Source organism: Nocardia blacklockiae, assembly GCF_015477355.1.
GTDB lineage: Bacteria > Actinomycetota > Actinomycetes > Mycobacteriales > Mycobacteriaceae > Nocardia > Nocardia blacklockiae.
In genome coordinates, this window is sequence record NZ_JADLRJ010000002.1 from 255,198 (window position 1) to 282,050 (window position 26,853).

At 70.1% G+C, this 26,853-nt stretch carries 24 protein-coding genes; 10 read left to right on the plus strand and 14 right to left on the minus strand.

Features of this window, described 5'->3' with window-relative positions; translation table 11 throughout:
* Positions 1-104: 104 nt before the first annotated feature.
* Positions 105-1,427 (plus strand): DUF445 domain-containing protein, encoded by a 1,323-nt coding sequence (locus tag IU476_RS07200; protein ID WP_195098006.1) that lies wholly within the window; start codon positions 105-107, stop codon positions 1,425-1,427.
* Positions 1,418-2,260, plus strand: coding sequence for an Abi-alpha family protein (locus IU476_RS07205; protein WP_195098007.1), 843 nt, complete (start codon positions 1,418-1,420; stop codon positions 2,258-2,260). The genes IU476_RS07200 and IU476_RS07205 overlap by 10 nt, the downstream gene beginning before the upstream one ends.
* A 4-nt stretch (positions 2,261-2,264) precedes the next feature.
* Here the strand turns inward: IU476_RS07205 and IU476_RS07210 are convergent, their stop codons facing one another.
* Positions 2,265-4,064, minus strand: coding sequence for an ABC-F family ATP-binding cassette domain-containing protein (locus IU476_RS07210; RefSeq protein WP_195098008.1), 1,800 nt, complete (start codon positions 4,062-4,064; stop codon positions 2,265-2,267).
* Positions 4,065-4,224: 160 nt separating this feature from the next.
* Positions 4,225-5,157, minus strand: a complete 933-nt coding sequence (locus IU476_RS07215) for a 4-(cytidine 5'-diphospho)-2-C-methyl-D-erythritol kinase (RefSeq protein ID WP_195098009.1) — start codon at positions 5,155-5,157, stop codon at positions 4,225-4,227.
* 161 nt (positions 5,158-5,318) lie between these two features.
* On the opposite strand from IU476_RS07215, the gene IU476_RS07220 reads away from it, so the two are divergent.
* The 4 genes from IU476_RS07220 (at position 5,319) to IU476_RS07235 (ending at position 9,295) form a co-directional block, all read left to right on the plus strand.
* A complete protein-coding gene (locus IU476_RS07220) occupies positions 5,319-5,525 on the plus strand; it encodes a heavy-metal-associated domain-containing protein (protein WP_195098010.1) in 207 nt (68 codons plus the stop codon).
* Positions 5,525-6,421 (plus strand): DUF8832 domain-containing protein, encoded by an 897-nt coding sequence (locus IU476_RS07225; RefSeq protein ID WP_195098011.1) that lies wholly within the window; start codon positions 5,525-5,527, stop codon positions 6,419-6,421. The genes IU476_RS07220 and IU476_RS07225 overlap by 1 nt, the downstream gene beginning before the upstream one ends.
* On the plus strand, positions 6,418-8,655 hold the full coding sequence (locus tag IU476_RS07230; protein WP_195098013.1) for a heavy metal translocating P-type ATPase: 2,238 nt from the start codon (positions 6,418-6,420) through the stop codon (positions 8,653-8,655). Before IU476_RS07225 ends, IU476_RS07230 begins: the two co-directional genes overlap by 4 nt.
* 115 nt (positions 8,656-8,770) lie before the next feature.
* Entirely contained in the window at positions 8,771-9,295 is a 525-nt protein-coding gene (locus tag IU476_RS07235) for an LpqN/LpqT family lipoprotein (protein ID WP_195098015.1), read from the plus strand.
* A gap of 15 nt (positions 9,296-9,310) precedes the next feature.
* On the opposite strand, the gene rsmA is transcribed toward IU476_RS07235, so the two are convergent.
* On the minus strand, positions 9,311-10,192 hold the full coding sequence (gene rsmA / locus IU476_RS07240; protein ID WP_195098017.1) for a 16S rRNA (adenine(1518)-N(6)/adenine(1519)-N(6))-dimethyltransferase RsmA: 882 nt from the start codon (positions 10,190-10,192) through the stop codon (positions 9,311-9,313).
* Positions 10,193-10,399: 207 nt separating this feature from the next.
* Between rsmA and IU476_RS07245 the strand changes: the two genes are divergently transcribed.
* Positions 10,400-11,164 carry an SDR family NAD(P)-dependent oxidoreductase gene (locus IU476_RS07245; protein ID WP_195098019.1) on the plus strand — a complete coding sequence of 255 codons (765 nt, stop codon included), beginning with the start codon at positions 10,400-10,402 and terminating at the stop codon, positions 11,162-11,164.
* Between the two features lie 7 nt (positions 11,165-11,171).
* Here IU476_RS07245 and IU476_RS07250 read toward each other — a convergent pair whose 3' ends face one another.
* Positions 11,172-12,299 (minus strand): resuscitation-promoting factor, encoded by a 1,128-nt coding sequence (locus IU476_RS07250; RefSeq protein WP_195098687.1) that lies wholly within the window; start codon positions 12,297-12,299, stop codon positions 11,172-11,174.
* A gap of 207 nt (positions 12,300-12,506) precedes the next feature.
* Positions 12,507-13,340: a TatD family hydrolase gene (locus IU476_RS07255; RefSeq protein WP_195098021.1), complete on the minus strand. Its 834-nt coding sequence runs from the start codon at positions 13,338-13,340 to the stop codon at positions 12,507-12,509.
* 58 nt (positions 13,341-13,398) lie between these two features.
* Between IU476_RS07255 and metG the strand changes: the two genes are divergently transcribed.
* Positions 13,399-14,943: a methionine--tRNA ligase gene (gene metG / locus IU476_RS07260; RefSeq protein ID WP_195098023.1), complete on the plus strand. Its 1,545-nt coding sequence runs from the start codon at positions 13,399-13,401 to the stop codon at positions 14,941-14,943.
* Positions 14,944-14,998: 55 nt separating this feature from the next.
* Here the strand turns inward: metG and rsmI are convergent, their stop codons facing one another.
* A complete protein-coding gene (rsmI, locus tag IU476_RS07265; protein WP_195098025.1) occupies positions 14,999-15,844 on the minus strand; it encodes a 16S rRNA (cytidine(1402)-2'-O)-methyltransferase in 846 nt (281 codons plus the stop codon).
* A gap of 204 nt (positions 15,845-16,048) precedes the next feature.
* Between rsmI and IU476_RS07270 the strand changes: the two genes are divergently transcribed.
* Positions 16,049-17,629, plus strand: a complete 1,581-nt coding sequence (locus IU476_RS07270; RefSeq protein ID WP_195098029.1) for a dolichyl-phosphate-mannose--protein mannosyltransferase — start codon at positions 16,049-16,051, stop codon at positions 17,627-17,629.
* A 120-nt stretch (positions 17,630-17,749) separates the two neighbouring features.
* On the opposite strand, the gene IU476_RS07275 is transcribed toward IU476_RS07270, so the two are convergent.
* Positions 17,750-18,109, minus strand: a complete 360-nt coding sequence (locus IU476_RS07275) for a GntR family transcriptional regulator (protein ID WP_195098031.1) — start codon at positions 18,107-18,109, stop codon at positions 17,750-17,752.
* Positions 18,110-18,115: 6 nt separating this feature from the next.
* Complete coding sequence (locus IU476_RS07280; RefSeq protein WP_195098033.1) at positions 18,116-19,345, minus strand: arginine deiminase; 1,230 nt, start codon at positions 19,343-19,345, stop codon at positions 18,116-18,118.
* Between the two features lie 137 nt (positions 19,346-19,482).
* Here IU476_RS07280 and soxR point away from each other — a divergent pair, with 137 nt between their 5' ends.
* Positions 19,483-20,016, plus strand: coding sequence for a redox-sensitive transcriptional activator SoxR (gene soxR, locus IU476_RS07285; RefSeq protein WP_195098035.1), 534 nt, complete (start codon positions 19,483-19,485; stop codon positions 20,014-20,016).
* Positions 20,017-20,022: 6 nt separating this feature from the next.
* On the opposite strand, the gene IU476_RS07290 is transcribed toward soxR, so the two are convergent.
* From IU476_RS07290 to IU476_RS07315, 6 genes are all read right to left on the minus strand, one after another.
* Positions 20,023-20,874 (minus strand): SDR family oxidoreductase, encoded by an 852-nt coding sequence (locus IU476_RS07290; RefSeq protein WP_195098036.1) that lies wholly within the window; start codon positions 20,872-20,874, stop codon positions 20,023-20,025.
* Positions 20,875-21,018: 144 nt separating this feature from the next.
* Positions 21,019-22,143 (minus strand): glycosyltransferase, encoded by a 1,125-nt coding sequence (locus tag IU476_RS07295; RefSeq protein WP_195098037.1) that lies wholly within the window; start codon positions 22,141-22,143, stop codon positions 21,019-21,021.
* Positions 22,144-22,237: 94 nt separating this feature from the next.
* Entirely contained in the window at positions 22,238-23,206 is a 969-nt protein-coding gene (locus IU476_RS07300; RefSeq protein WP_195098038.1) for a GAF domain-containing protein, read from the minus strand.
* Between the two features lie 49 nt (positions 23,207-23,255).
* A complete protein-coding gene (locus tag IU476_RS07305) occupies positions 23,256-25,073 on the minus strand; it encodes a putative bifunctional diguanylate cyclase/phosphodiesterase (protein WP_195098689.1) in 1,818 nt (605 codons plus the stop codon).
* Positions 25,074-25,796: 723 nt separating this feature from the next.
* Entirely contained in the window at positions 25,797-26,231 is a 435-nt protein-coding gene (locus IU476_RS07310; protein ID WP_195098039.1) for an effector binding domain-containing protein, read from the minus strand.
* The gene (locus IU476_RS07315; protein ID WP_195098040.1) at positions 26,228-26,674 is read right to left on the minus strand and encodes a GyrI-like domain-containing protein; all 447 of its coding nucleotides are present in this window, start codon (positions 26,672-26,674) and stop codon (positions 26,228-26,230) included. Before IU476_RS07315 ends, IU476_RS07310 begins: the two co-directional genes overlap by 4 nt.
* Positions 26,675-26,853: the final 179 nt, after the last annotated feature.

The window sequence follows — 26,853 nt, forward strand, 5'->3', positions numbered from 1 at the left end:
GGACCCGATTCCTGAATCCACAGTAAGGTCCCCCCAGCCGACGGGGTACGTTGAGGTGCCGGTGTGGCGGCGGTCACCGGTTTTGGGGTCGGCAGGAGGGTGTCGTGCTAGACAGTGTTTTTCATATCCACCCGACCATTCTGGCGGAATTGATCACGATTCCCCTGTTCACCGGCGTCATCGGGTACATCACCAACTGGACCGGCGTCCTGATGTTGTTCAAGCCGGTGCGTTTCCACGGCGTGTCGATGCCGGGACTGCGGTGGCTGTTTCCCTATCTTCCCAAGCGCGTCCAGGTGCTGCCGCTGTTGCAGTTCGACGGCCGGATGGGCTGGCAGGGCATCGTGCCCTCACGGGCGGACAAAATGGCGTCCATCGCGGTGGACAAAGGCCTCGCCAAACTCGGCAGCGTCGCCGACTTCTATCGTGAGCTGGAACCCGACGCGCTGGCCGAACATCTCACCGCGATCGCCGACGAGCAGATCCGCGACATCGTCGAGGAGATCGCGACCCGGGAGCATCCGCAGCTCTGGTTCAATCTCCCCGCCCAGGTCCGCGAGATGGTGCACGAGCGGGTGCGCCAGCAGCTGCCGGACATTCTGCGGGAGCTGACCGAGGAACTCGGCAACAACATCGAGCAGCTGCTCGACGTGAAGTCGATGGTGATCCGCTATTTCCAGTCCCGCCCGCACCTGCTGAACATGGTCTTCCAGGTGCTGGGCGCCAAGGAACTGCGGTTCATGCAGAACTTCGGCTTCTACTTCGGCGCGCCGATGGGTGCGGTACTCGTCGCGATCCTGCACCTGACGCACTGGCCGGCGCTGCTGGTGCTGCCGATCGGCGGCGTGGTCATCGGCTGGGTGGTGAACTGGATCGGCATCAACCTGATCTTCGAACCGGCCTATCCGAAATGGTGGTGCCCGTGGCGGCAGGGCCTGCTCATCAAGCGGCAGTCCGAAATCACCCAGGGCTACGCCGATCTGGTGGCCAGCCAGGTCGTGACGGTCGCCAACGTCGGCGACGAACTGCTCAACGGCCCGCGCTCGGACCGCACCATGCAGGTGCTGGAGGACACCCTGCGCCCGGCGACCGACCGCGCGCTGGGCCCCGCGCGCGGGGCGCTGAAGTTCATGATCGGCAGCCGCGACTACGAGACCCTGCAGGACCGCTTCGCCGACGCCGGGAAGAACCTGGCGCCCGCCGCGTTCGCCGACCCGGCGTTCAACGCGCAGCAGAGCAAGAATGTCAGCCAGTACATCGCCAAGCAGATGGCGGCGCTGCCCCCGCCGGACTTCGTCGACATGTTGCGCTCGGCGATCAAACAGGACGAATGGCTTTTGTTCGTGCACGGCGGTGTGCTGGGCCTGTTCGCCGGTTACGCTCATCTTCTGATCTTCGGAACGGAGATAGCGACGCAATGGGTGTGACCGAGCCGGATACCGGCGAAAGCTCCGAGCACACAGCGGAACTCGTGCCGCGACCGGCGGCCGAGCTGGCCGTGCGCGCCGAAACCACCGGCCCGCGAGGACATTCCCCCGTGCGTACCGCGACGGGCGTCGTGCGGGTGGCGCTGTCCGCGGTGACCGAGGCGACGGCGTGGGGCGTGGGCACCGCGTTCGGGGTCGCCGACACCGTGGTGCGCGGCAGCATGGCCGGACGGCAGCCGCGCGAGGTGCTGTCCGAAGCCGGTGAGCAGGTGCGTGATTCGGTGCGGCGGGCGCTCGGCGTGCCCGCCCCGGCCGACCGTCCCGCCGGTGCCGCGCCCAGCCTGCGCGAGCGCGGCACCGAGTTGCTGCGGCTCTCGGCGAGCGTGCACGACGAGCCGGACACCGAACATCCGGCCTTCGCGCGCATGCTGAACGAACTCGCGCCCGACGAGGCGCGCATCCTGCGGTTCCTGTACCTGGACGGCCCGCAGCCGGCCCTCGACATCCGCACCGGGCGGCCGCTGAGCTCGGGGGCGCAGCGACAGGAGCTGGGGCTCAACATGATCGGCGAGGACGCCGCGCTGCGCTGCACCGACCGCATCGGCTCCTACCTCACCAACCTGCGCCGCCTGGGCCTGATCGAGTCGACCCGCGACCCGCTCGACAACCCGACCCGCTATCAGCTGCTGGAGACCCAGCCCGAGGTCCGCCGCCTGCTGAAGCGAACGGGCTTCGGCACCAAGGTCTTCTACCGCAGCATCGCACTCACCGGCTTCGGCACCGACTTCGTCCGCACCTGCCTGCCGGTCCCGCCCCTGGACCAGGCCCTGTGAATCGCTAGCCGACCTCGTCGGCGAGTTCCAGCCAGCGTTCCTCGGTGGCTTCCTTTTCCGCCTGGACCTGTTTGAGTTCCGCGCCCAAGGTCACCAATTTGTCCGGGTCCGTGGCGGATTCGGCGAGGGCGGTGTGTAGCTCGGCCTCGCGTTCGGTGAGTTTCTCCAGGGCGCGTTCGAGACGGCCGAACTCCTTGCGGGCGGCGCGGTAGGCGGCCGAATCCGTCGCGGGGGCAGCCGAATTCGCGGAGGCGGTGGTCGCCGGTTTGCGGGCGGGCTCGGCAAGGGTGGCGCGCTTGCGCAGGTACTCCTCGATGCCGCCGGGCAGGTTGGTGAGCTTGCCGTCGCCGAACAGCGCCCAGGTGGAGTCGCAGATGCGCTCGATCAGGTAGCGGTCGTGGCTGATCACCACCAGGGTGCCGGCCCAGCCGTCGAGCAGGTCCTCGAGCTGCTGCAGGGTGTCGATGTCGAGGTCGTTGGTGGGCTCGTCGAGCAGCAACACGTTGGGCTCGCCCATCAGGATGCGGGTCAGCTGCAATCGGCGGCGCTCGCCGCCGGACAGGTCGCCGACCGGGGTGCGCTGCTTGGCGGGTGTGAAGCCGAGCCGCTCGGCCAGCTGGCTCGCGGTGATCTCGCGGTCGCCGAGCACGGTGCGTTCGGCGACGTCGGAAACCGCTTCCAGCACTCGCATATTCGTGGGCAGGTCGTCGAGTTCCTGTCGCAGCCAGCCGATGCGCACGGTCTGGCCCTGAATGCGCTTGCCGCTCACCGGAGTCGCGTCGCCGGCCAGCGCGCGCAGCAGCGTGGTCTTGCCGGAGCCGTTCACGCCGACCAGGCCGACCCGCTCGCCGGGCGCCAGCCGCCAGGTCAGGTCGTGCACCAGCTCGCGGCCGTCGGGAGTGGCCAGGGTGACGTCCTCGAGCTCGATCACCACGCGGCCCAGGCGTTTGCGCGCAAAGGAGGCCAGCTGCACGGTGTCGCGGGGCGCGGGCACGTCGGCGATCAGGGCCTCGGCGGCCTCCACCCGGTAGCGCGGCTTGGAGGTGCGGGCCTGCGGGCCGCGGCGCAGCCAGGCGAGTTCCTTGCGGGCGAGGTTGCGGCGGCGGTCCTCGGCGGCGTCGGCCTGGCGGGCGCGTTCGGCGCGCGCGAAGATCCAGTCGTTGTAGCCGCCCTCGTAGGTTTCCACCTTGCCGCCCACCACTTCCCAGGTGCGCTGGGCGACGGTGTCGAGGAACCAGCGGTCGTGGGTCACCACCACCAGCGCGCTGCGGCGGGACAGCAGGTGTTCGGCCAGCCACTGCACGCCCTCGACGTCGAGGTGGTTGGTGGGCTCGTCGAGCACCAGCAGGTCCAGCTCGCGGACCAGCGCCGCCGCCAGCGCCACCCGGCGGCGCTCGCCGCCGGACAGGTTGGTGACGGACGTGTCCATGCCCAGCCCGGCGATGCCGATGCCGTCCAGCACGGTGCGGATGCGCGGGTTCGCCGCCCACTCGTGCTCGGCCACGCCGTCGGTGCGGGCGTCCGCGGCCAGCCCGGCCAGCACCACCTCGCCGACGGTCGCGCCCTCGGGCAGCACGCCGCGCTGGGTGACCACCGCCATGCGCAGGCCGCCGCGGCGGCTCACCCGGCCGGAGTCGGGTTCCTCGATCCCGGTCAGCACCTCGAGCAGCGTGGTCTTCCCGCCGCCGTTGAGCCCGACGACCCCGATGCGCTCGCCCTCCTGCACGCCGAGGGAGACGTCGTCCAGCAGGGGCTTGATGCCGAAGCTCTTGCGGACTTGCTCGAGATTGATCAGGTTCGCCATGGATCCTTCTGTGCTGCCGTACCGAGCCGGTGATTGCCGACAGCAAGCGTACCGATCGGCCGGAACGCCGCCCCGGGGCGATCGGCCGAACGCCGACGCCCCCGGCTGAGCCGCCACCCCGCCACCATCGCAACGGACACCTGGAACGGCGATGGCGGCGTCAATTGCGGTGGGGCGGTTCGCCTATGACTCGGGCGCCCGGGACCGGGCCGTTGGCCGTGCGGACGCTGCGGCTGACGCCGGCCCCGGAGAGTTCGGCGGCGACCGAGACCGCGGCCGCCTCGCTCTCGCAGAGGAAGGCGCAGGTGGGGCCGGAGCCGGAGACGATCCCGGCCAGGGCGCCGGCGGTGACTCCGGCGCGCAGGGTGCGGCGCAGTTCGGGTTTCAGGGACAGCGCCGCGGCCTGCAGGTCGTTGCCCAGCAGCGGGGCGAGGACTTTCGGGTCGCCCGAGGCGAGCGCCTGCATCAGCTGCTGCGGCTCGCCCAGGCGCGGCGGCTCGCCCTGCTCGCGCAGGCGGTCCAGTTCGCGGTACACCCCCGGCGTGGACAGCCCGCCCTTGGCCAGCGCCAGCACCCAGTGAAAACTGTTGCGCGACAACACCGGAAGCAGCTCCTCGCCGCGCCCGCGGCCCAGCGCCGTGCCGCCGTAGAGGGCGAACGGCACGTCGCTGCCGAGTTCCGCGCCCACCGCCGCCAGCTCGTCGCGCGACAGGCCCAGGTCCCACAGCTCGTTCAGGCCCACCAGCGCCGCGGCCGCGTCGGCGCTGCCGCCCGCCATGCCGCCCGCGACCGGGATGCCCTTGCGAATAGCGATCTCCACCAGCGGAGCCCGCCCCGCCTGGTGCGCCAACCGCACCGCGGCCTTGGACACCAGATTCGTCCGGTCGGTAGGGACCTCGGCGGCACCCTCGCCGCTCACCCGCACCGTCAGGGAGGAGGCCGGCGAGATCTCCACGTCGTCGCTCAGCGACAGGGCCTGGAATACCGTGGTCAGCTCGTGGTACCCGTCGGCGCGCAGATCACCCACCCCGAGGTGCAGATTCACCTTCGAGGGCGCCCGCACGACCACGGGACTGGGCACAACAGAAAGCACGAGCCCCAAGCGTAATGCGCGGGAGTGACAAGTGCGCCCGCTGCGACCGACGACACGAGCCGGTGGCCCGGATCACTTGCGTCAGGTACCCACGGGGGGTATGTTCATTCCTGTCGGGAGATACCCCCGCACCGTATAAGAGGACAACGAAGGAGTCGACCATGGCGACCAGCACCTACACCGTCACCGGCATGACCTGCGGCCACTGCGAGGCATCGGTGCGCAAGGAGATCGGCAAGATCGACGGGGTCACCGGTGTCGACGTGGATCTCGCGAGCGGCCGCGTCGAGGTCGAGTCCGCCGCACCGATCGCCGACGCCGATGTCGCCGCCGCCGTCGACGAGGCGGGGTATCAGGTGGCGAGCTGATGAACGACAGACTGCGGTTCGCCGCCTTCGGTGGCGGACTGGTCGTGCTGTTCGGAGCCGCGCTCGGCATCGGAGCCCTGGTGGGCGATCCGGCCGGGCCGGCCCCCGGGCACGGCGATTCCCACGAGAGCACAGCGAGCGAGACCATGAGCAACGGACTGCAGGGCGACCGGGACGGCTACACCCTCACCGAGATCTCGGCACCGGCCACGCCGAACGAGCCCGGCGCCCTGCGATTCCGCATCCTCGGCACCAACGGCACGCCGGTCACGGCGTACACGCCGCTGCACGAGAAGGACCTGCACCTGATCGTCGTCCGGTCCGACACCCGCCAGTTCCGGCATGTGCACCCGGTCATGGCGCCGGACGGCACCTGGTCCATCGACTGGAAGTGGGCGGCCCCCGGCACCTATCGCGTGTTCACCGACTTCTCCCCCGCGGGCGGGCCGGACCTCACGCTCAGCCGCACCGTCACCGTCGCGGGCCCGGCCGCCGCCGAGCCGCTGCCGCCGGTCGCGCGGACCGCCGAGGTGGACGGCTACCGGGTCACCCTCGAGGGGGCGCCGAGCACCGCGGGCAGCGAACTACACTTCACCGTGACCCGGGACGGCAGGCCGGTCACCGATCTGCAGCCGTATCTGGGCGCATACGGGCATCTGGTCGCATTGCGCGCCGACGACCTCTCCTACCTGCACGTACACCCGCAGGGCGAGGTCGGGAAGGTCCCCGCCGGCCCCGGCGTCGACTTCCACGCGCAGGCGCCCAGCGCCGGTGCGTACCGCCTGTACCTGGACTTCCAGCACAACGGCGCGGTGCACACCGCCGAATTCACCGCCGAGGCGACGACAGCCGCACCCGGCGGTCCCGCCGCACACCACGAAGGAGGTCACCCATGAGCGCCCCCGCCACCGAGCGGTCGATCGAGCTGGATATCGGCGGCATGACGTGCGCCTCCTGCGCGGCGCGCATCGAGAAGAAGCTCAACCGGATCGACGGCGTCACCGCCTCGGTGAACTACGCCACCGAGAAGGCGAAGGTCAGCTTCCCGGAGTCGGTGACCACCGACGACCTGATCGCGAAGGTCGTCGACACCGGCTACACCGCCGCCGTGCACCGCACCGAACCGGTGGAAACCGAAGGCCCCGAGGCGGATTCGAGCCCCTCGGCCACCGCCGAACTGCGGCACCGGCTCCTGGTCAGCCTGGCGTTGGCGATTCCGGTCACCGCCCTGGCCATGGTCCCGGCGTGGCAGTTCGACAACTGGCAGTGGCTGTCGCTGACCCTCGCCGCGCCCGTCGTGGTGTGGGGCGGCTGGCAGTTCCACCGCGCCGCCTGGGTGAACGCCCGGCACGGCGCGGCCACCATGGACACCCTGATCTCGCTGGGCTCGGTCGCCGCGTTCGCCTGGTCGGTGTACGCGCTGTTCTTCGGCGACGCGGGCATGCCCGGGATGAAACATCCCTTCACCCTGAGCATTTCGCGGGGCGATTCGTCCTCGGCGCTGTATTTCGAGGTGGCCGCGGTGCTGATCACGGCCATCCTCGCGGGCCGGTACTTCGAGACCAGGTCCAAGGAGAAGGCCGGTTCGGCCCTGCGCGCGCTGCTCGAGCTGGGCGCCAAGGACGTGGCCGTACTGCGCGACGGCGTCGAAACCCTGATTCCCGTCGGGGAACTGCGGGTCGGCGAGGAGTTCCTGGTCCGGCCCGGCGGCAAGATCGCCACCGACGGCGTTGTGACGCAAGGCAGTTCGGCGCTCGACCTGAGCATGCTGACCGGCGAATCGGTGCCGGTCGAGGTGGGACCGGGCGATCCGGTGGTCGGCGCCACCGTGAACGCCGGCGGGCTGCTCACCGTGCGCGCCACCCGGGTCGGCGCCGACACGCAGCTGGCGCAGATGGCCCGGCTGGTCGAGGACGCGCAGAGCGGCAAGGCCCCGGTGCAGCGGCTGGCCGACCGGGTGGCCGGAGTGTTCGTGCCGATCGTCATCGCGATCGCGGTTGCGGCACTGGGCTTCTGGCTCGGCACGGGTGCGGCGGTGTCGACCGCCTTCGGCGCGGCGGTGGCGGTGCTGATCATCGCCTGCCCGTGCGCGCTGGGCCTGGCCACGCCGACCGCGCTGCTGGTCGGCACCGGACGCGGTGCGCAACTGGGCATCCTCATCAAGGGACCGCAGGTGCTGGAGTCGACGCGGCGCATCGACACCGTGGTGCTGGACAAGACCGGCACCGTGACCACCGGCAGAATGGCGCTCGCCCAAGCGATTCCGGCCGACGGTGTCGATCCCGACGAACTGCTGGCCGTCGCCGCGGCGGTGGAGCACGGCTCGGAACATCCGGTCGCGAAGGCCGTGGTGGCCGGTGCCAAGGAGCGCGGGCTCTCGATCGACCCGGTCGAGCAGTTCGTGAGCCACGGCGGCAAGGGCGTGCAGGGCCTGGTCGGCGACCGGGCGGTGGTGATCGGCCGCACCGAACTGCTGGACGACTGGTCGGTCACGCTCCCCGCGGCACTGGCCGAGGTGAAGACGGCGGCCGAACAGGCCGGGCAGACCGCCGTCGCGGTGGCCTGGGACGGAGTGGCGCGCGGCGTGCTGGTGATCGCCGACGCGATCAAACCCACCAGCGCGGAAGCGATTTCGGAGCTGCGGGCGCTGGGCCTCACCCCGGTGCTGCTGACCGGCGACAACGCGGCGGCCGCCCGCACCGTCGCCGAGCGGGTCGGCATCGACGAGGTGATCGCGGAGGTGCTGCCCAGCGACAAGCTGGCGGTGGTGCGGCGGTTGCAGGAGCAGGGCAAGGTGGTCGCCATGGTCGGCGACGGCGTGAACGACGCGGCCGCGCTGGCCCGCGCCGACCTCGGCCTGGCCATGGGCACCGGTACCGACGTCGCCATCGAGGCCGGTGACATCACGCTGGTCCGCGGCGACCTGCGGACCGTGGCCACCGCGATCCGGCTCTCGCGAGCCACCCTGCGCACCATCAAGGGCAACCTGTTCTGGGCGTTCGGGTACAACGTGGCGGCCATCCCGCTGGCGGCGGCGGGCCTGCTGAACCCGATGCTCGCCGGTGCCGCGATGGCGCTGTCCAGCGTCTTCGTGGTCAGCAACAGCCTGCGGCTGCGCTCGTTCCGCTGAGCGGCGCGCATCGCGGCGGACCGTCCGGGTCCTGCGATCCGGGCGGTCCGTTCGCATGGGGCGCCGCGCATGGCAGACTCGCTGCGATCACGTCGTCGTGCCGAGAGGATCTCCCGTGACAGCCCCCACCGGACCCGAACAGCTACTCACCCTCGCCGAATACCTGGCCGCCGCGGAGGTGACGGTCGAGTCCGTCGCGCCCGCGACGCCGGGTGCGCCGGTCGTCACGATCGGGGTTCCGGCCGGCTGGCAGCAGATGCCCGCGGAGAACTTCGCCGGCACCTACGGTGTCTGGGCGCAGGCGCCGGAGAACGGCTGGGCCGACAACGCGGTGGTCCTGGTGGCCCGCCTGTCTCGCCCCGTGGACCCGGAGACCTTGCTCGCCTGCGGCTTCACCGACGCCCGCCGCCTGCCCGAGTGGACCGAACTCGACACGCACACCGGCCGTTTCGGCGGCCACCCCTCGGCCGCCATCACGGGCACCTACACCGTCGCGCCCCTGACCCTCTGGGCCTACAACCGCTACACCCTCATCGACAACGAAACCGGTTCCTACCTGGTGCAACTCACCGTCACCACGCGTGCCGAACACGACGGCTCCGAGGCGGCCGAGGTAGTAGCGGGTCTCACCTTCGCCTGACGGCGGGCCGACGGATCAGGCTTGCCGGGCCAGGCGGACGTAGGCGGCGGTGTCGAGGGTTTCGCCGCGGGCGGTCGGGTCTATGCCCGCGGCGTGGAGACGTTGCTCGGCAGCGGCGGCCGAGCCCGCCCACCCGGCGAGGGCGGCGCGTAAAGTCTTGCGGCGCTGGGCGAATGCCGCGTCCACGACAGCGAAGACGCGGCGGCGGAACTCGGCGTCCTGCGGCCACGGCGGCGCGGCGTACCGTTCGATGCGGACGAGGCCGGACTCGACCTGCGGCACCGGCCAGAACACTTGGCGCCCAACGGCTCCCGCGCGCCGGACGGTGCCGAAGAACCCGGCCTTCACGCTCGGCACCCCGTAGATCCGCGACCCCGGTTCGGCCGACAGCCGATCCGCCACTTCGGCCTGCACCATCACCAGAGCGCTTGCGAGACTGGGCAATTCGGACAGCAGGTGGATCAGGACGGGCACGGCGACGTTGTAGGGCAGGTTCGCCACCAGCGCCGTCGGGGCGACGGGAAGGTCGTCACCGGTGACGCGCAGGGCGTCGGCCTCGACCACCGAGAGCCGCTCGGCCAGACCCGCCGCGCGATCGGCCACGGTATCCGGAAGCTGTTGCGCCAGAACAGGGTCGATCTCGACCGCGACCACCCGGTCCACCACGTCCAGCAGCGCCAGCGTCAGCGACCCGAGACCGGGCCCGACCTCGAGCACCACATCCTCGCGCCCGACCCCCGCCGCCGCCACGATCCGCCGCACGGTATTCGCGTCGTGCACGAAGTTCTGCCCGAGCTGCTTGGTCGGCCGCACCCCGAAACGCCCGGCCAGCTCCCGCACCTCGGCCGGACCGAGCAACGCCGCTTGACCACGGGCAACGAAGGCGGGTTCGGACACGCGGGACAACCTACCAAGCCCCCGCCCCGCACCTCACAGCACCGCCCGGATGGATTCCGGCCCACGAGCACGCCGGAATAACGGGCGGAGGCACTCTTCCCGGAGCGGCACATTGACGCAAACTAGTACTCGTTCTAGTTTTCTCGGTAGCCGGAAGCAGGACCGGTGGCACACCGCGTTTCCCTCCTGTTCGAAAGGACGCACGCAATGCAGCGCAGATACGACGGACGACGGGTGCTGGTCACCGGGGCCGGGTCGGGCATCGGACGGGGCATCGCCCTGCGGCTGCTGGCCGAGGGCGCGGCGCTGGTGGCCGCCGACATCGCCGAGGCGGGGTTGAAGGAGACCGTCGAGGCCGCGGGCGAGCACCGGTCCCGGCTGCACACCGTGCAGGTGGACGTGTCGAATCCGGACTCGGTACGCGCGGCGGTGACCGCCGCCGTCGATCATCTGGACGGCCTCGACGTCCTGGTCAACGCGGCCGGCATCATGCGCACCGCGCACACCCACGAGATGCCGTTCGAGGCCTGGAACCAGGTGATCGGCGTCAACCTGACCGGCACCTTCCTCATGGTCCAGGCCGCCGTCCCGACCCTCCTGCAGGGCAACCACCCCGTCGTGGTGAACTTCTCCTCCACCTCCGCCTTCGGCGCCCACCCCTACATGGCCGCCTACTCCGCCTCCAAGGGCGGCGTCAACGCGATGACCCACGCCATCGCCCTCGAGTACGCCAAACAGGGCCTGCGCGCGGTCAACATCGTCCCCGGCGGCATCACCACCGGCATCACATCGAACCTCGAAACACCCCCCGACGCCGACTGGTCCCTCTTCTCCCGCCTGACCGGCTGGCTCAACGGCGGCGCCCTCGGCAGCCCCGACGACGTAGCAGCCGCAGTAGCCATGGTCGCCTCAGAAGAAGGCCGCTACATCACCGGAAGCGAAATCCGCGTAGACGGCGGCGCACTGATGTAACCAGCTTTCAGCTGATTCCGAGACGGCTCGTGCAGGCCGGCCAAGCACCCCACCCCTGCCGCGCACGAGTCACCTCGGCAATAGCGATCTGCTCCTCCCGCGTAGCGAGATCCGCCCGCGGCGCGTACCGCGTCCCACCCTGACGCTCCCACGTGTTCTGATCGAACTGAATCCCCCCGAAGAACCCGTTCCCGGTGTTGATCGCCCAGTTGCCGTGAGATTCGCACTGCGCCAGCGCATCCCACACGGCCCCATCACGCACCGGCGGCACCTCGGTCCCCGGCTTGGCCCCCTTGCGCACCGTCTTCGGCTGCGCGGGCACGATGACGGTGTTGCTGATCGGATCCTTGCTCGCCTCTTGCCCGTTCACGATCGACACCGCGAAGGTCACGTCCTGCACGCCGGGCTTGCCGGGGTTCTCGACGACGGTGCGGCTCATGTTCAGTTCCGGATCCTCGATGACGTCTTCCGTCGGATCCAATGCCACTCGCTCCACGCGGTTCTCCACGCGCTTGCGGGTGACGGTGATCTTCATGCCGTCGCGCAGCGGCGTGCCGGCGGGCGGCTCGACCGAGTCCTGATTCGCCAGCGGCACGCCCTGCACCTGTAGTAGCTCGCCGACGGTCGGCGCGGCCATGCGCACGTAGCCGGGGGCCTCGCCGTTGTCGGCGAGCAGCACGGTGCGCGGGCTGGTGACCGCCAGCGCGGCGCCCTCCAGCGGGAGCGGGGTCGGGCGCGCGGGCGAGACGAACACGTCGGAGGGGATGTTCAACTGCTGGAGCGCGTCGGCGACGGTGGCCGCGGTGGTCCACACCTTCTGCGGGCGGCCGTCGAGAGTCAGCGCGACCTGGCGGGCGCGATTCAGCGTGACGGTCGCGCCGTCGAGGACGATGTCGTCGGCCGACGGCGAGACCACGTCCCGGTTGGTGAGCGCGAATCCGGCGGCCTTGAGCACGCCGCGCACGTCTCCGGACATGGTGGTGAAGCTGGACTGCTGGCCATCGATCACGACCGTGACCGTCTTGCGGTTCACGATCGCCAATGCCGCACCCACGATGAGCGTGATCAGCATCGCCGCGATCGCCGCGTAGAGCAGCGGCGATCGTGAGGAGTTGATCCGCTCCAGGGCGGTCATCCGAAATTCCGGCATGGTCACAATACGATAACGAGGGGGTCGGGGCCTGACAACCACAAGCCGTGGAACAGGCGTTTTCCACATCACGGGTCGATATCGACACCGCTCGTCGATAACGACCGCGTCATCGTAGTGAATTGCGGCACAGCGCGCACCTCGAACGCATACACCGCAGGTACCGAAGGCCCTTGCGCCGGGACCGGGCGGCTAGAAGTACATGCCGTAGACCCGCATCGCGTTGGCGGTGGTGATCTTCGCGAGCTCCGCCGGGTCCTGGTCGCGCAGCTCCGCCAGCGCGCGGACGGTGTACGGCAGGCAGTACGGCTCGTTGGGCGCGCCGCGGAACGGGTGCGGGGTCAGGAAGGGCGCGTCGGTCTCGACCAGGATCTGCTCGTCGGGCACGAGTTTGGCGGCCTCGCGCAGCTCGTGCGCGTTCTTGAAGCTCACCGTGCCGGAGAAACTCAGCACGTACCCCTCCGCGACGCAGGCCTGCGCCATATTCGCGTCGGAGGAGAAGCAGTGGAAGATGACCGTGTCCGGCGCGCCCTCGTCGAGCAGCACCGCGAGCAGGTCGTGATCGGCCTCGCGATTGTGGATCATGAGCGGTTTGCCGAGACTTTTCGCCAGTTCGATGTGCCAGCGGAAGCCTTCGATCTGGTCCTCGATGCCCGCGCAGCCGTCGAGCTTGCCGGGCCAGTAGTAGTCCAGGCCGGTCTCGCCGACGGCGACCACGCGCGGGTCGGCGGCCAGCCGCTCGAGTTCCCGCTTGGCGGCGTCGTCGAGCGCGTTCGCGCGGGTCGGGTGCAGCGCGACCGCGGCGTAGACGCGCTGGTCCCAGTGCGCGGCGCGGACCGCGAAGCGCGCGGCGTCCAGGTCGTCGGCGATCGTCACCACCCGGCCGACCCCGACCGCGGCGGCCCGATCCACCATGGCCGCAACCGATTCCGCGTCGGTGGCGCCGCAGGCGTCGAGGTGGGTGTGCGCGTCCACCAGCGGGGACAGCGGTTCGGGCGGTTCGGGCGCGGGTCGTTTGCTAGGCATGGGCACCGGGGATATTCGCGCGAACGGTCACAGGCACGCCGATTACAGTAGACCCACCATGAGCGAACGCCCCGCCTTCTACGTCACCACGGCCATCGCCTACCCGAACGGTGCGCCGCACATCGGCCACGCCTACGAGTACATCTCGGCCGACTCCCTCGCGCGCTTCAAACGCCTCGACGGATACGACGTGTTCTTCATGACCGGCACCGACGAGCACGGCCAGAAGGTGCAGCAGGCCGCCCGCGCCGCCGGCGTCCCGGTGCAGGAGTACGCCTCGCGCAACTCCGACGTGTTCGAGCAGCTGGACAAGGCCCTCGACATCTCCTACGACCGGTTCATCCGCACCACCGACGAGGACCACGTCGCCTCGAGCATCGCGATCTGGGAGCGGATGCGGGCCAACGGCGACATCTACCTGGACACCTACTCGGGCTGGTACTCGGTGCGCGACGAGGCCTTCTACACCGAGGAGGAGACCACGGTCCGCGAGGACGGCACCCGCGTCGCCACCGAGACGAACACGCCGGTGGAGTGGACCGAGGAGTCGAACTACTTCTTCCGGCTGTCGAAGTACCAGGACCGGCTGCTGGACCTCTACGAGCGGCACCCCGAGTTCATCCTGCCCGCCACCCGGCGCAACGAGATCGTCAGCTATGTGAAGGCCGGGCTGCGCGACCTGTCCATCTCGCGCACCACCTTCGACTGGGGCGTGCCCGTGCCCGACCATCCGGACCACGTGATGTACGTGTGGGTGGACGCGCTCACCAACTACCTCACCGGCGTCGGCTTCCCGGAGACGGAATCGGCTGCGTTCCAGCGGTTCTGGCCCGCCGACGTGCACATCATCGGCAAGGACATCACGCGCTTCCACACCGTGTACTGGCCGGCGTTCCTGCTGTCGGCCGGGGTCGAGTTGCCGAAACGCGTTTTCGTGCACGGGTTCCTGTACAACAAGGGCGAGAAGATGTCGAAGTCGGTCGGCAACGTGGTCGACCCGGCGGCGCTGGTGGAGACCTACGGCCTGGACGCGGTGCGGTTCTTCCTGCTGCGCGAGATCTCCTACGGCCAGGACGGTTCCTACAGCCACGAGGCGATCGTCGGCCGCATCAACACCGACCTGGCCAACGAGTACGGCAACCTGGTGCAGCGCAGCCTGAAGATGGTGGCGCGCGACTTCGCCTCGGCCGTACCGACTCCCGGCGATTTCACCGACGACGACCGCGCGCTGCTCGACCGCGCGAACGGTCTGTTGGAGCGCGTCCGCGCCGAATTCGACCAGCAGCAGATGCATCTCGCGCTGGAGGCGATCTGGCTGACGCTCGGCGAGACCAACCGCTACTTCTCCGCGCAGCAGCCGTGGGCGCTGGCGAAGGCGGGCGACACCGCCCGCGAGGGCACCGTCCTCTACGTCACCCTCGAGGTCCTGCGCATCGTCTCGATCCTGGTGCAGCCGGTCATCCCCGGCTCAGCCGGCCGCATCCTCGACCAGCTCGGCCAGACCGCCCGCACCTTCGCCGACCTCGCCACCCCGATCGAGCCGGGCCTGCCCCTCCCCGCCCCCGAGCCGGTCTTCCCGAAGTACGTCGAACCCAAGGAATAGCTCGAAACACCAGTTCTTGCCTCGAAAACCCTTGCAGCACAAGGATTTTCGAGCGTCAGGCGCGGGCGCGGGCGGCGAGGACGGCGTCGTAGAGTTCGCGGCGGGAGGCGCCCGTGGCCGAAGCCACCTGGGCGCAGGCGTCTTTCAGGCGCAGGCCGTCGGCGACCAGGTCCTCCACCTCACCGACCAGGTCGGCGGGGTCGGCCGAAACCGGTTGCGCGCCTTCGAGAACCACGGTGATCTCGCCGCGGGCACCATCGACGGCCCAGGCGGCGAGTTCGGCCAGCGTTCCGCGCACAACCTCCTCGTAGGTCTTGGTCAGCTCGCGGCACACGGCCGCACGGCGTTCCGGCCCGAGCACCGCGACGGCGTCGGCGAGACAGTCCGCCAGGCGGTGCGGCGCCTCGAAGAACACGACGGCGCGCGGCTCGGCGACCAGGGTCCGCAGCCACTGCTTGCGCTGCCCGGACTTGCGCGGTGCGAAGCCGTCGAAGCAGAACCGTTCCATCGGCAGCCCGGACAGCGCGAGCGCGGTCGTCACCGCCGAGGGCCCGGGCAGGCAGGTCACCGGCAACTCGCGCTCCACACACGCCGCGACCATGCGATACCCCGGGTCGCTGACCGACGGCATCCCCGCGTCGGTCACCAGCAGCACCGTGTGCCCGGCCTCGATCTCCGCCACCAACTGCGGAATCCGCGCGGCCTCCACGTGGTCGTAGAAACTCACCACCCGCCCGCTGATCTCCACCTCGAGCGCCTTCGCCAGCGCACGCGTACGCCGAGTGTCCTCGGCCGCAACAACTTCCGCCGACCCCAACGCCTCGCGCAACCGCCGCGAGGCATCCCCGACATCACCCATCGGCGTCGCCGCCAGCACCAGCCGCCCGCCCTGCCCGCTCATCACACTCCCATCCACGCCTACCCTCGATTCCCCATCGCCCGCGCTCCATCACACAGCACCGCCCCCGACGATCACCACGCGGCCCGTCCACACCGCTGGGCACCGCCTCCTCGCCCCGATCGTCCGGAAAGCCCGACCCGCTCCGGACCGACCGCGCCTCACCGCTGCGCGAGGGCCCGGCCCGCACCGCATACGATCAACGGCGTGACCCAGCTGACCGATGCGCGACCGGCGTTCGGCGCGGGCCCGGCCTCGTCCAGCCCGGCGCCGCTGCGCCCCTCCCCCGACTTCGGCCCGACCGATCGGGCGCGCGGGTGGGTCGTCACCATCGTGCTCACCGCGATCGCCGTGGTCACCCGCTTCCTCAATCTGAACTACCCGACCGACGCCGGCACCCCGGTTTTCGACGAGAAGCACTACGCGCCCCAGGCCTGGCAGCTGGTCACCGGCGGCTGGGTCGAGGACAACCCGGCGTACGGGCTGGTGGTGCATCCGCCGGTCGGCAAGCAGATGATCGCGCTGGGCGAGGTGCTGTTCGGCTACACCAGCTGGGGCTGGCGTTTCTCGGCGGCGGTGTGCGGCTCGCTGCTGGTGCTGCTGGTCGTCCGGATCACCCGGCGGCTGACCCGGTCCACCCTGATCGGCGCCATCGCCGGACTGCTGCTGATCACCGACGGGCTGACGTTCGTCTCGTCCCGGATCGGCATGCTCGACATCTTCCAGGCGCTGTTCGTCACCGCCGCCTTCGGCTGCCTGATCGTCGACCGCGACCAGATCAGAGCCCGCATGGCCCGCGCCGACGCCGAGGGCCGCATCGCGTTGAGCGCCTTCGGACCCCGACTAGGCGTGCGCTGGTGGCGTTTCGGCGCGGGCGTGCTGCTCGGCCTGACCTGCGGCACCAAGTGGTCGGGCATGTACTTCATCGCCGCCTTCGGGCTGATGTCGGTGTGCTTCGACGTCGCCGCCCGCCGCGCGTACAACGTGCCGCGCCCGTGGGCCGGCACGCTGGTCCGCGATGTCGGCCCGGCCCTGGCCTCGCTGGTCCTGGTGCCGCTGCTGGTCTACCTGGCCACCTACTGGGGCTGGTTCGCCAGCGAGGACGGCTACGACCGCTACTCGGTCGGCAATGCGATCGGCCCCGGCGGCACCTGGTCCTGGATCCCGGACGCGCTGCGCTCGCTCTGGCACAACCAGGCCGAATCACTGAAATTCCACGAGAGCCTCACCAATTCCGCGGGCAATCACCACCCGTGGGAGTCCAAGCCGTGGTCGTGGCCGATGGGTCTGCGGCCGATGCTCTACTACTACGCCGACAGCGGCGTCACCGGCTGCGGCCAGTCGGTGTGCGTGAAAGCCGTCATGCTGATCGGCACCCCCGCACTGTGGTGGGTGTCGCTGCCGATGCTGGCCTGGGCGGTGTGGCGCACCGCGACCCGCCGCGACTGGCGCTACGCCACCGTCCTCGTCGGCTACTGCGCGGGCCTGCTGCCCTGGTTCGCGACCCTGGACCGGCAGATGTACTACTTCTACGCCGTGCCGATGGCCCCGTTCCTCGTGATGGGCATCGCGTTGGTGCTGGGCGACATCCTCGGCCCGGCCCCGCTCGCCCGCGCCGGCGCCCGGATCACGCAGTGGAGCGAGCGCCAACGGCTGAACCTGCTACTCGTGTGCCTCTACCTCGGCGTGGTCGTGGCCAACTTCGTGTGGCTGTGGCCGATCCTCACCGCCCTGCCGATCACCGTCGGCAATTGGCACGACCACCTGTGGCTGCCGAGCTGGAAGTAGCACCGGCACAGCACCACTCACGGCCGCCGAGCCGAAAGTAGCACCGGCACGATCACCACCCATGGCCGCCGAGCCGGAATCCGTCAACGGCACGATCACTAGTGGCCGTGGGCTGAATCATCACTCGTTCAACGCGGCCCGCACATACCCAACTGCCGCCTCGTCATCGAGCCCCAGACGCCGGATGACCGCCACGTACTCGGTGGCCGCCCGCCCGGCCAGATCCCGGGTCGGATCCCCGGACGAGGCGATGAAAGACCCGAGCCGCCCGCGCGTCTCGAGCACGCCGTCCTGTTCCAGTTCGCGATAGGCCCGCGCCACCGTGTTGGGCGCGAGCCCGAGGTGTCCGGCGAGCGCGCGCACGGTGGGGATCTTGGTGCCGGCCGTCAGCTCACCGGACCGCACCCGGGCGATGATGCCCTGCCGCAACTGCTCGTACGGGGGAACTGTCGAATGATGATCGACCGGGATGTCCAGCATCGCACCTCACACCTCGTCCCGCGATAACGGACAGGACAGACAGCGTGGACCGCCGCGCCCGGAGCCGAGTTCGGATCCGGGAATGGTCAGTACCTCGATACCCGCGTCCGCCAGCCGCGCGTTCGTGTTCTCGTTGCGTTCGTAGGCGACGACCACTCCCGGGGCCAGCGCCAACGTGTTGTTCCCGTCGTCCCACTGCTCCCGTTCGGCGGTGACGCCGTCCAGGCCGGTATCGATGACCCGGAGCTTGGCGATCCCCATCGCCTCGGCCGCCGCGGGCAGGAACGGGTCCGGGCCGCGCATCGACACCGTGCCGTCGTCGCGCTTGCCGATGGTGAAGGCGCACAGCGAATCCTGCACCGCCGGGTACATCACGACGGCGTCGGTGTCGACCATGGTGCACACGGTGTCCAGGTGCATGGTCGCGCGGTTCTGCGCGATCGGCACGACCAGCACGGTGTGCGCGAGATTGTCCTCGAACAGGCTGCGCGCCAACGCTTCCGCGCCCGCCGGTGAGGTGCGCTCGCCCACCCCGATCGCCACCACGCCGGGCGCGAGCAGCAGCACGTCGCCGCCCTCCATCGGCGCGGTGTGCGACTCGTAGGCCCGCCGCACGCCGAGGAACCGCGGATGGAAGGCGTAGACCAGGTCGGTGAGCGAGGTCTCGCGCGCCCGCGCCGGCAGCGCCAGCGAGGTGATCGCGACCTTCGGACCCACCCAGAACGACGAGTCGCGGGTGAACAGCAGATTCGGCAGCGGGTCGATGACGAAGTCGGTGCCGTGGTGCATGCGCCGCACCAGCGAGGTGCCCGGGTCGAAGGGCAGCTCGTCGAAGGTCATGCCGGCCATCAGCACCGCGGCCAGCTCCTCGGCGTCGGACACGCCGAACAGGTACGACTTCAGCTCCTCGGCCAGGGCGTAGCCGATGCGCCGCGCGTCCACCGCCGCGGTGATGCCCATGCTGCGCCCCGGACCGCTCTGCCGCAGCGTCTGCACCAACAGGTCACGCAGCAACAGCACCTCCACGCCGCGCCCGGCGAGCAGGCCCGCGAAGGTGTCGTGCTCCTGCTGCGCCCGCTCGACCCACGGAATGCCGTCGAACAGCAGCTGGTCGTTGTTGCGCGGGGTGAGCCGGCGCAGTTCGTCGCCGGGCCGGTGCAGCAGCACCGTGCGCAGGGTCCCGACCTCACTTGTCACGGAAAACGGTCGCGCCGCCGGCACAGCCTCTGTTTCCATGATTCGACCGTAGTCACCCGATGCCGCATTGGCACGGAATTCGCTGGGTGCACGCCGCGCCGGGAATGCCGAAAACACTCCGCGAGTTGTTCCCGAAACATCCGCCACCACCCGTATACCTGAAGTATTGTTGAGGTATGCAGCAGACGACCTGGAACACCAAGGAACTCACCCCGGGCCAGTTGTCCGAACGGAGCGGAGTCGCCGTCTCGGCGCTGCATTTCTACGAGCGCGAGGGCCTCATCAGCAGCCGTCGCACCAGCGGCAACCAGCGCCGATACTCGCGCGAGACGCTGCGCCGGGTGGCCTTCATCCGGATCTCCCAGCGGGTCGGCATCCCGCTCAGCGAGATTCGCAAGGCGCTGGGCACCCTGCCCGAGGGCCGCACCCCCAATCGTAAGGACTGGGAGCGCCTGTCCACCATCTGGCGCGTCGACCTGGATCAGCGCATCGAGCAGCTGACCCGGCTACGCGACAGCCTCACCGGCTGCATCGGCTGCGGCTGCCTCTCGCTGGCCAGCTGCCGCATCGTCAACTTCCACGACAAGCTCGGCGACGAGGGCCCCGGCGCGCGCGTGCTGGACGTGCACCTCAACTGCGACACCGCACCCGACGACGTGCTCTGCGAAAAGTTCGGTGACACAACGGAAACCGATGCCACCGCCTGCTGAGCCGATTCAGTTCTTCAGAAAACTGTCGAACACGTCGTTCGCGCGGCGCATCGCGATCTCGTAGGGCAGCGCGAACTTCCGGGCCCACCAGTACCCGAAGCGGACGTCGAACGAGGTGTGCACGAGGAAGCGATTCTTCTCGATGCCGCGCAGGATCTGCTCGGCCACCCGCTCCGGCGGCGCGGCGTGGCTCTGGAAACGCTTGACGTAGCGCTGAACTCGCGGATCGTCGCGATCCACCCCGGCGATCTCGACGGTCTGCACCAGACCGGTGTTGACCGCCCCCGGCACCACCAGGTGCACGGTGATCCCGTGCCGCGCCAGGTCGAACCGCAGCACCTCCGACACGCCCCGCAGCCCGAACTTGCTGGCGCTGTAGGCGGCGTGCCACGGGAACGCGAGCAGCCCGGCGGCCGACGACACGTTGACAAGCGCCCCGCCGCGCCCGGCCCGCACCATCGGCGGGACGAAGTTCTCGATCACGTGGATCGGGCCCATCAGGTTGACGTCGACCATGGTGCGCCAGTGCCGGTGCTCGAGGTTCTCCACCGTGCCCCAGGCCGACACGCCCGCGACGTTCATCACCACGTCCAGGCTGCCGTGCTCGGCGTGCACCGCCTCGGCGAAGGCGGTGACGGCGTCGTAGTCGCTGATGTCGAGCGCCCGCGACAGCAACACCTTGCCGCCCTCGCGGCCGATGGCCTCGACCGTGTCGGCCAGGCCGGCGGCGTCGATGTCGGTCAGCACCAGTTCGGCGCCGGAGCGGGCCGCGGCGAGGGCGGTCGCCCGCCCGATCCCGCTGGCCGCGCCGGTGATGAGAGTCTTCTTGCCGCTCACGGACTTCAAGCGATCGCGCACGCCGTTCCTCGAATGCTCGGTGTGGGGCGGCGCCGAACCCTGCGCGGGTTCCCCGCCGGCGCCTGACGTTTTCCTGTGCTGCCGAGAGCATACGGGCTCTCACCGAGGGCGGTTCGATGCCCCGCGTTCGCTGCGGTCGCGGACTCAGTGACCGCCGAGCACCTCCAGCATCCCCGCCACCGCGGCCGGCCAGGTGAACTGCTCGGCGCGGGTGCGCGCGGCGCGGCGGCGGTCGCCGGGCGGTAGCGCGAGCACGTCGGTGACCGCCTGCGCGAACGAGGTGGGGTGGTCGTCGGCGACCGCGCCGCAGTCCTCGGTGACGATGTCGGCCAGCGCGGAGGACCTGCTGGCCACCACGGGCGTCCCGGCCGCCAGCGCCTCGAGCGCCGCCAGCCCGAAGGTCTCGTGCGGTCCCGGCGCGAGCGACACGTCCGAGCTGGCGAGCAGCGTGGCCAGCCGGTCGCGGTCGGCGATGAACCCGGTGAAGTGCACGGCCGGTCGGCCGTCGGGCAGCGGCGCCAGCAGCCGGGCCCGCCGGTGCAGCGCCTCCCGCCGCGGTCCGTCACCGGCCACGACCAGCCGCGCGTCCACGCCTTCCCGGCGCAGCGCGTCGACGGCCTCGATGCTGCGGTCCACCCGCTTCTCCACCGACAGCCGCCCGCAGTGCACCAGCAGATGCCGCGCCCCGAGCCGCCGCCGCAGCGCGCCGTCGCGCCGCAGCGGGCTGAACGTCTCCAGATCGACCCCGAGCGGCACCAGCGCCACATTCGGCGCGGCGATGCGGCCGAACTCCGCGCGCGCGAATTCCGTTGTGCAGACCACGATGTCGTAGTCCTCGGCGGAGCGGCGGTTGGCCGCGTCGGCCGCGCGGCGGGCCAGCGGGCCGGGCAGCACCTGGCCGAGCAGCCGGTCCAGTCGTTCGTGCGAGATCATCACCCCGGCGATGTCGCGGCGGCGAGCCCAGCGCCCGAAACCGCGCAGCGTCAAGCGATCCGACACCTCGAGCACGTCCGGCCGCAGCCCGGTCAGCACATCGGCCACGCGGCGCGGGTCGGCCGCGCGATACCCGCCGGTCCACGGGATCGCCACCGCGGGCACGGTGACGCGCCGCACGCCGGTCGCGAGCGTCTCCTCGGCCCGGCGCGCGCCCGGCACGATCAGCACCACCTCGTGCCCGGCCGCCACGTAGCCCGCGCCCAGGTGGTGCAGGGCGGTGCGCAGCCCGCCGGAGCGCGGACCGTAGAAGTTCGCCAGCTGAACGATGCGCACAGGCAGATCGTGGCCGGATCCCGGACCCAACGGGCCAACGCCGCGTGAACGCGGGCGGAAGTATCGGAAAAACGGCCGGTGTCCCGCGCGGCCCCTACGCCCGGGGCGCGACCCGGATCAGCCCGTGCGCGGGTTCGTCGCCCAGCCGCGACAGCTCCACCGACACCGCGATCCAGTCGGTGTCGGAGAAACGCACGCGCACGGCCAGTTCGCGGGCACTCGCCCCGGTGCGGATCGCCCGGCACGCCGCCCGATAGTCCGCGAGGTCGTCCGGGTGCAGCAGCGGCCGCTCGGTGAGCCAGCGGTGCAGCGGTGGCGGCGGCTCATTGGTCCATTCGTAGACCAGGCCCATCGCCAGCTCGACGAAGCCGATGCCCACCTCGGCCGCGCGCGCCACCGCCCGGGTCATCGCCAGCTCCGGAACCGGTTGCGGCGGACGCAGATCCGTGACGTCGTAGACCAGCGCGCGGGTCACGTGCCGCGCCAGGCGGTGCACCCGCACGATCATCCGGATGCCGCGCACCCGCCCGTCGTCGCCGAGAAAGTCCGCCTCGCCCTGCCAGCGCGCCGCCGGATCGGTCCCCGCGACGACCGCGAGATACTCCATCCGCCCGTCGAAACGCACCATCCGGCCGAACACCTCCGGCGGCGTCCGCACCGCGGCCACCTGCTCCGGCGCCCGCGCGAAGACCAATTCCTCCAGACCCGGACCGTGGTGGGCGAGTTCGGTTTCCGACAGCCAGTCCCACGCGGCGACCGGCCGCCGCGGCGGTGGCTGTTCCCCCTCCGACCCCACCCACACCTGCACCCCGTGTATATCGCCGAACGCGCAGCGGATCGGCACCGCGGCCCCGTGCAGACCGCCCGCGCCGAGACGCACCTCCGGTTCCGCCGCGCGGGCCCGCTCGACCAGCGTGGCCGCCAGCTCGGCCGCCGCGGTGCCGAACGTCCGCCGCGGTCGGGACACGCTCGTCCACGCCCGCGGCCGCCCGCCGTCGGCGACGATCGTCGGCTCCGATTCGGGACCGAGCGTCTCCACCAGGAGCCAATCGTTGCCGGTCATGCCGGACAGCATCGCAGACCGCAGCGGGGGCCGGCGGTCGCGCCCGGCGTCAGATCCGGTTCACGCCGCGCGAGACCCGGGGTAGCTCGAGGTCGAGCGGAATCCGTCCGAGCGCCAGGTGCGCCTCGACCTCCTCGGCCGGCATCGGCCGCGCGATGAGGAAGCCCTGCGCCCGGTAGCAGCCCAGCCCGACCAGGGTGCGGGCGGCGACCGCGGTCTCCACGCCCTCGCCCACGACGCCCAGCCCGAACGAACCGGCCAGGCCCACAATGGATTTCACGATCGCCAGATCGTCGGTGCTGACGCCGAGCCGCTGCACGAACCCGCGGTCGATCTTCACCGCGTCCACCGGCAGCGCCTTCAGATGCGACAGCGAGCTGTAGCCGGTGCCGAAGTCGTCGATGGCGATCTGCACGCCCATCCGCTTGAGCCCGCGCAGCGTGACCTGGGTCCGCGCCAGATCCTGCACCACGACGTGCTCGGTGATCTCCAGGCACACCGAGCTGCCGTCGATGCCGAAGCGCCGCAGCTCGTCCTCGACCCGCTCCACGAAATCCAGGCTGACCAGCTGCACCGGCGACACGTTGATCCGAATCACCACATTGGACGCCAACCCGCGCTGCCGCCACTGCGCGAACTGCGCGCACGCCGACCGGATCACCCAGCGCCCGAGTTCGCCCGCCAGGTTCGTCGCCTCGGCCACCCCGACGAACGCGCCCGGCGGCAGCAGTCCCCGGGTGGGGTGCTGCCAGCGCACCAGCGCCTCCAGCGCGACCACGCGACCGGTCCGCAGATCCACCTCGGGCTGGTAGTGCAGCAGCAGCGAACCGTCGGATACCGCACCGCGCAAATTCAGCTCGACATCGTCCTGCAATTCGAATTGCGCGCGCATCGCGTCGGTGAACACCGCGACCCCGTCGCCGCCGCCCGATTTCGCCGACAGCAGCGCGTGATCGGCGCGCCGCAATACGTCGGCGACCGTCGTATCGCCCGGAATCCCCAATGCCACACCGACACTCGCACCGCGGCTGACCGATTCCCCGCCCACCGACACCCGCCGGATGATCAACTGGTGAATCCGGGTCGCCTCCAATTCCGCGGCGACCGCGTCCATCGGCTTGGCCGGGACGATCACGAACTCGTCGCCGCCGAGCCGAGCGATCATGTCGTTCGGATCGAGATGTTCTTGCAGCCGGGTCGACAGCGTGCGAATGAAATTGTCACCGGCGGTGTGCCCGAGGAAATCGTTGAGCGCCTTGAGCCGATCCAGGTCGAGGAAGAATGCGGCCACCGGTCCCGGGCTGCCCGGCCGCAGTCGTTCCTCCATGTGTTCCAGTAATGCGCGGCGATTCGCCAACCCGGTCAGATCGTCGTGCAGCGCGATGTAGCGCAGCCGCTCCTCGGCGACCACCCGGGCCTGCAATTGGCCCAGTAACGCCGCAATCGCCTTGAGCACGTTGATTTCCCGGGTGCTCCACTCCCGGTCGCCCAGCTTCATGAAGCCGAGCAGCCCGGTCGGCTCGCCGCGCGACATCAGCGGCACGGTCGCCGAGGTGACCCCCGAGATCCCCGACGACCGGCGAATCGTCTCCTGGTAATCGGCGAATTCCGGCGTCGGGCGCACGATCATCGGTTCGGTCGCGTACTCCATCGCGCGGAACACCGAATCGGCGCGCTCGAAGTAGACGACCTCGAGCGGATCGGGCTCGGGAACCGCCGGGCGGCGCGGCCATTCGGCGACCAGCACCGTCGCGCGCCGTTCCCGATCGGTGTGCCGGACGAAACTGAAGTCCACGTCGAAATACTCGACCAGCTTGGCCAGCACGCGTTCCGTCGCCGCCACCATCGTCGTGGCGTCGACCCCCATCAACTCCGCGGCGACCTGCGTCACCAGTGAGTCGAGCGTTCGCCGAGGCACCTTGTCTCCGATCGTGCTATCCGCGGGTGTCCGCGCTCGGCACCGGCAGTCGACCGTCCTCGACGATCGCACCCGGCGCGTGGCTCGGACGACGTACCAACGCCATACTCAGTTGTTCCGGCACCCCCGGCAGGTCGATGAATCCGCCCTGAAGTGACGCTAGTGTATAGGCGTATTCCGATGAAATCGCGACGAGTTCGCCGCAACGCGGCGAGCAGTCGTTCTCACAATCCATACCGATGCCGCATCTCCGGTCCCGGCGAGTCGGTAAACACCGGACACCGCCGTTCCGCACTTCGCAACTTCCCAGCATTTGCCTCGTATGTCCGAGTATCCCACCGAATCGGGGTGTGCCGGGGGCCGTCGTGCGCTCGCGCGTCCGCGACAGCCGACACGGCCGCGCTGGCTTCGACAGTCATACCGTTCCTACTCCGTTGCTGCGCGGTGCCGCGCGACTACCCGGACCCTCCCGTCGGGTACCGAACCCAGTCCGCTGCCCGGAGGTGGCCGCCTAGGCAGTATCCGTCATCGGACCGGAATTGACCAGACGTCTGGCAAATCTCCCGAAACCCGGGTGGGCAGTCCGAAATCAGGCCAGGTCAGGGGCGTCGGATCGCTAACTGGACAGAACAGAAAGACCAGTCGGTACCCATGAGGCTACCGAGCGGCTAACTACACCAGGATGGAGATGAACAGTTCCACCTCGGCCGGACCGCGCCAGATCTCGATCTCCTCGCGATAGGCCCGGGTGATCTCGGCGGAGGCGGTCGCGTCGTCGACCTGCGCCCACACGTCCTCGACGGGGTCGTGGTAGTCCCCGTTGGGCTCGAACCGGGCGTAGACGCCCTTGGGCACCCGCAGCAGCACGTCGCCGACCGGTACCGCGTCGACGGCCGGATAGTCGTAGCTGACCAGCACGTTGTAGTTGCCGGCCGGGTCGGGCGCGTACACCGTGTACAGCGGGTGGTCGGCGCCTTCCCGGTCCCGCAGCCGGTCGCGCAGGAATTCGATCAGCTCGCTGTTGCTGACCTTGAAACTCGGGCGCACCTGCGGCACCACCAGACCGCCGTAGACCGCCGCGTCGCGCACCACGATCGAATAGCTCATGACTGGGCCTCGACCGCCAGATACAGATCGATCTTGTAGGCGTGCGGATAGCACTCGAAGTCCCCCGTATAGGTCCGTTTGATCTGCTTGTGTTCCTCGGCGTACGCGATCTGGGTCCACAGATCGGTCATGATCTGCGGGAAATTGCCGACCGAGGAGAACCGCGCGTAGGTCCCCCGGGGTAGCCGCGCGACGATGTGGCCGCGCGTGACCTCGTCGAACGACCTGCACTCGTACCCGACGATCTGGGTGTTGAAGGTGTTCAACTCGGCCGAGTAGTCGGTGTAGGCCGACGCCAGCGGCCCGCCCAGCTCCTGGTGCAGGACCGCGGCCCAGGCCGCCTCCAGGTCGCGGTCACGCAGTTCCCCGAGCGCGCGTTTGGGACTCCGCACCGGAAGTCCGGCGACCCAGGTCTCGTCCCGCTCGACGATCTCAAACTGCATGGAAGAAAACTCTCTCGAGGTGATCGAGTGGGCAGCGTGCAACCGGTGGCTGCGACGCGTGCCGTCCGGCCAGGTAGGTCATGCTATCAACCCGTTCCGTGCGAGATCGGCGACACGACTCCCCGGCCTGGCATGAGCTCTCACCAGGCGTGTCGCGGGATCGGCCCCCGGCGGGCGGC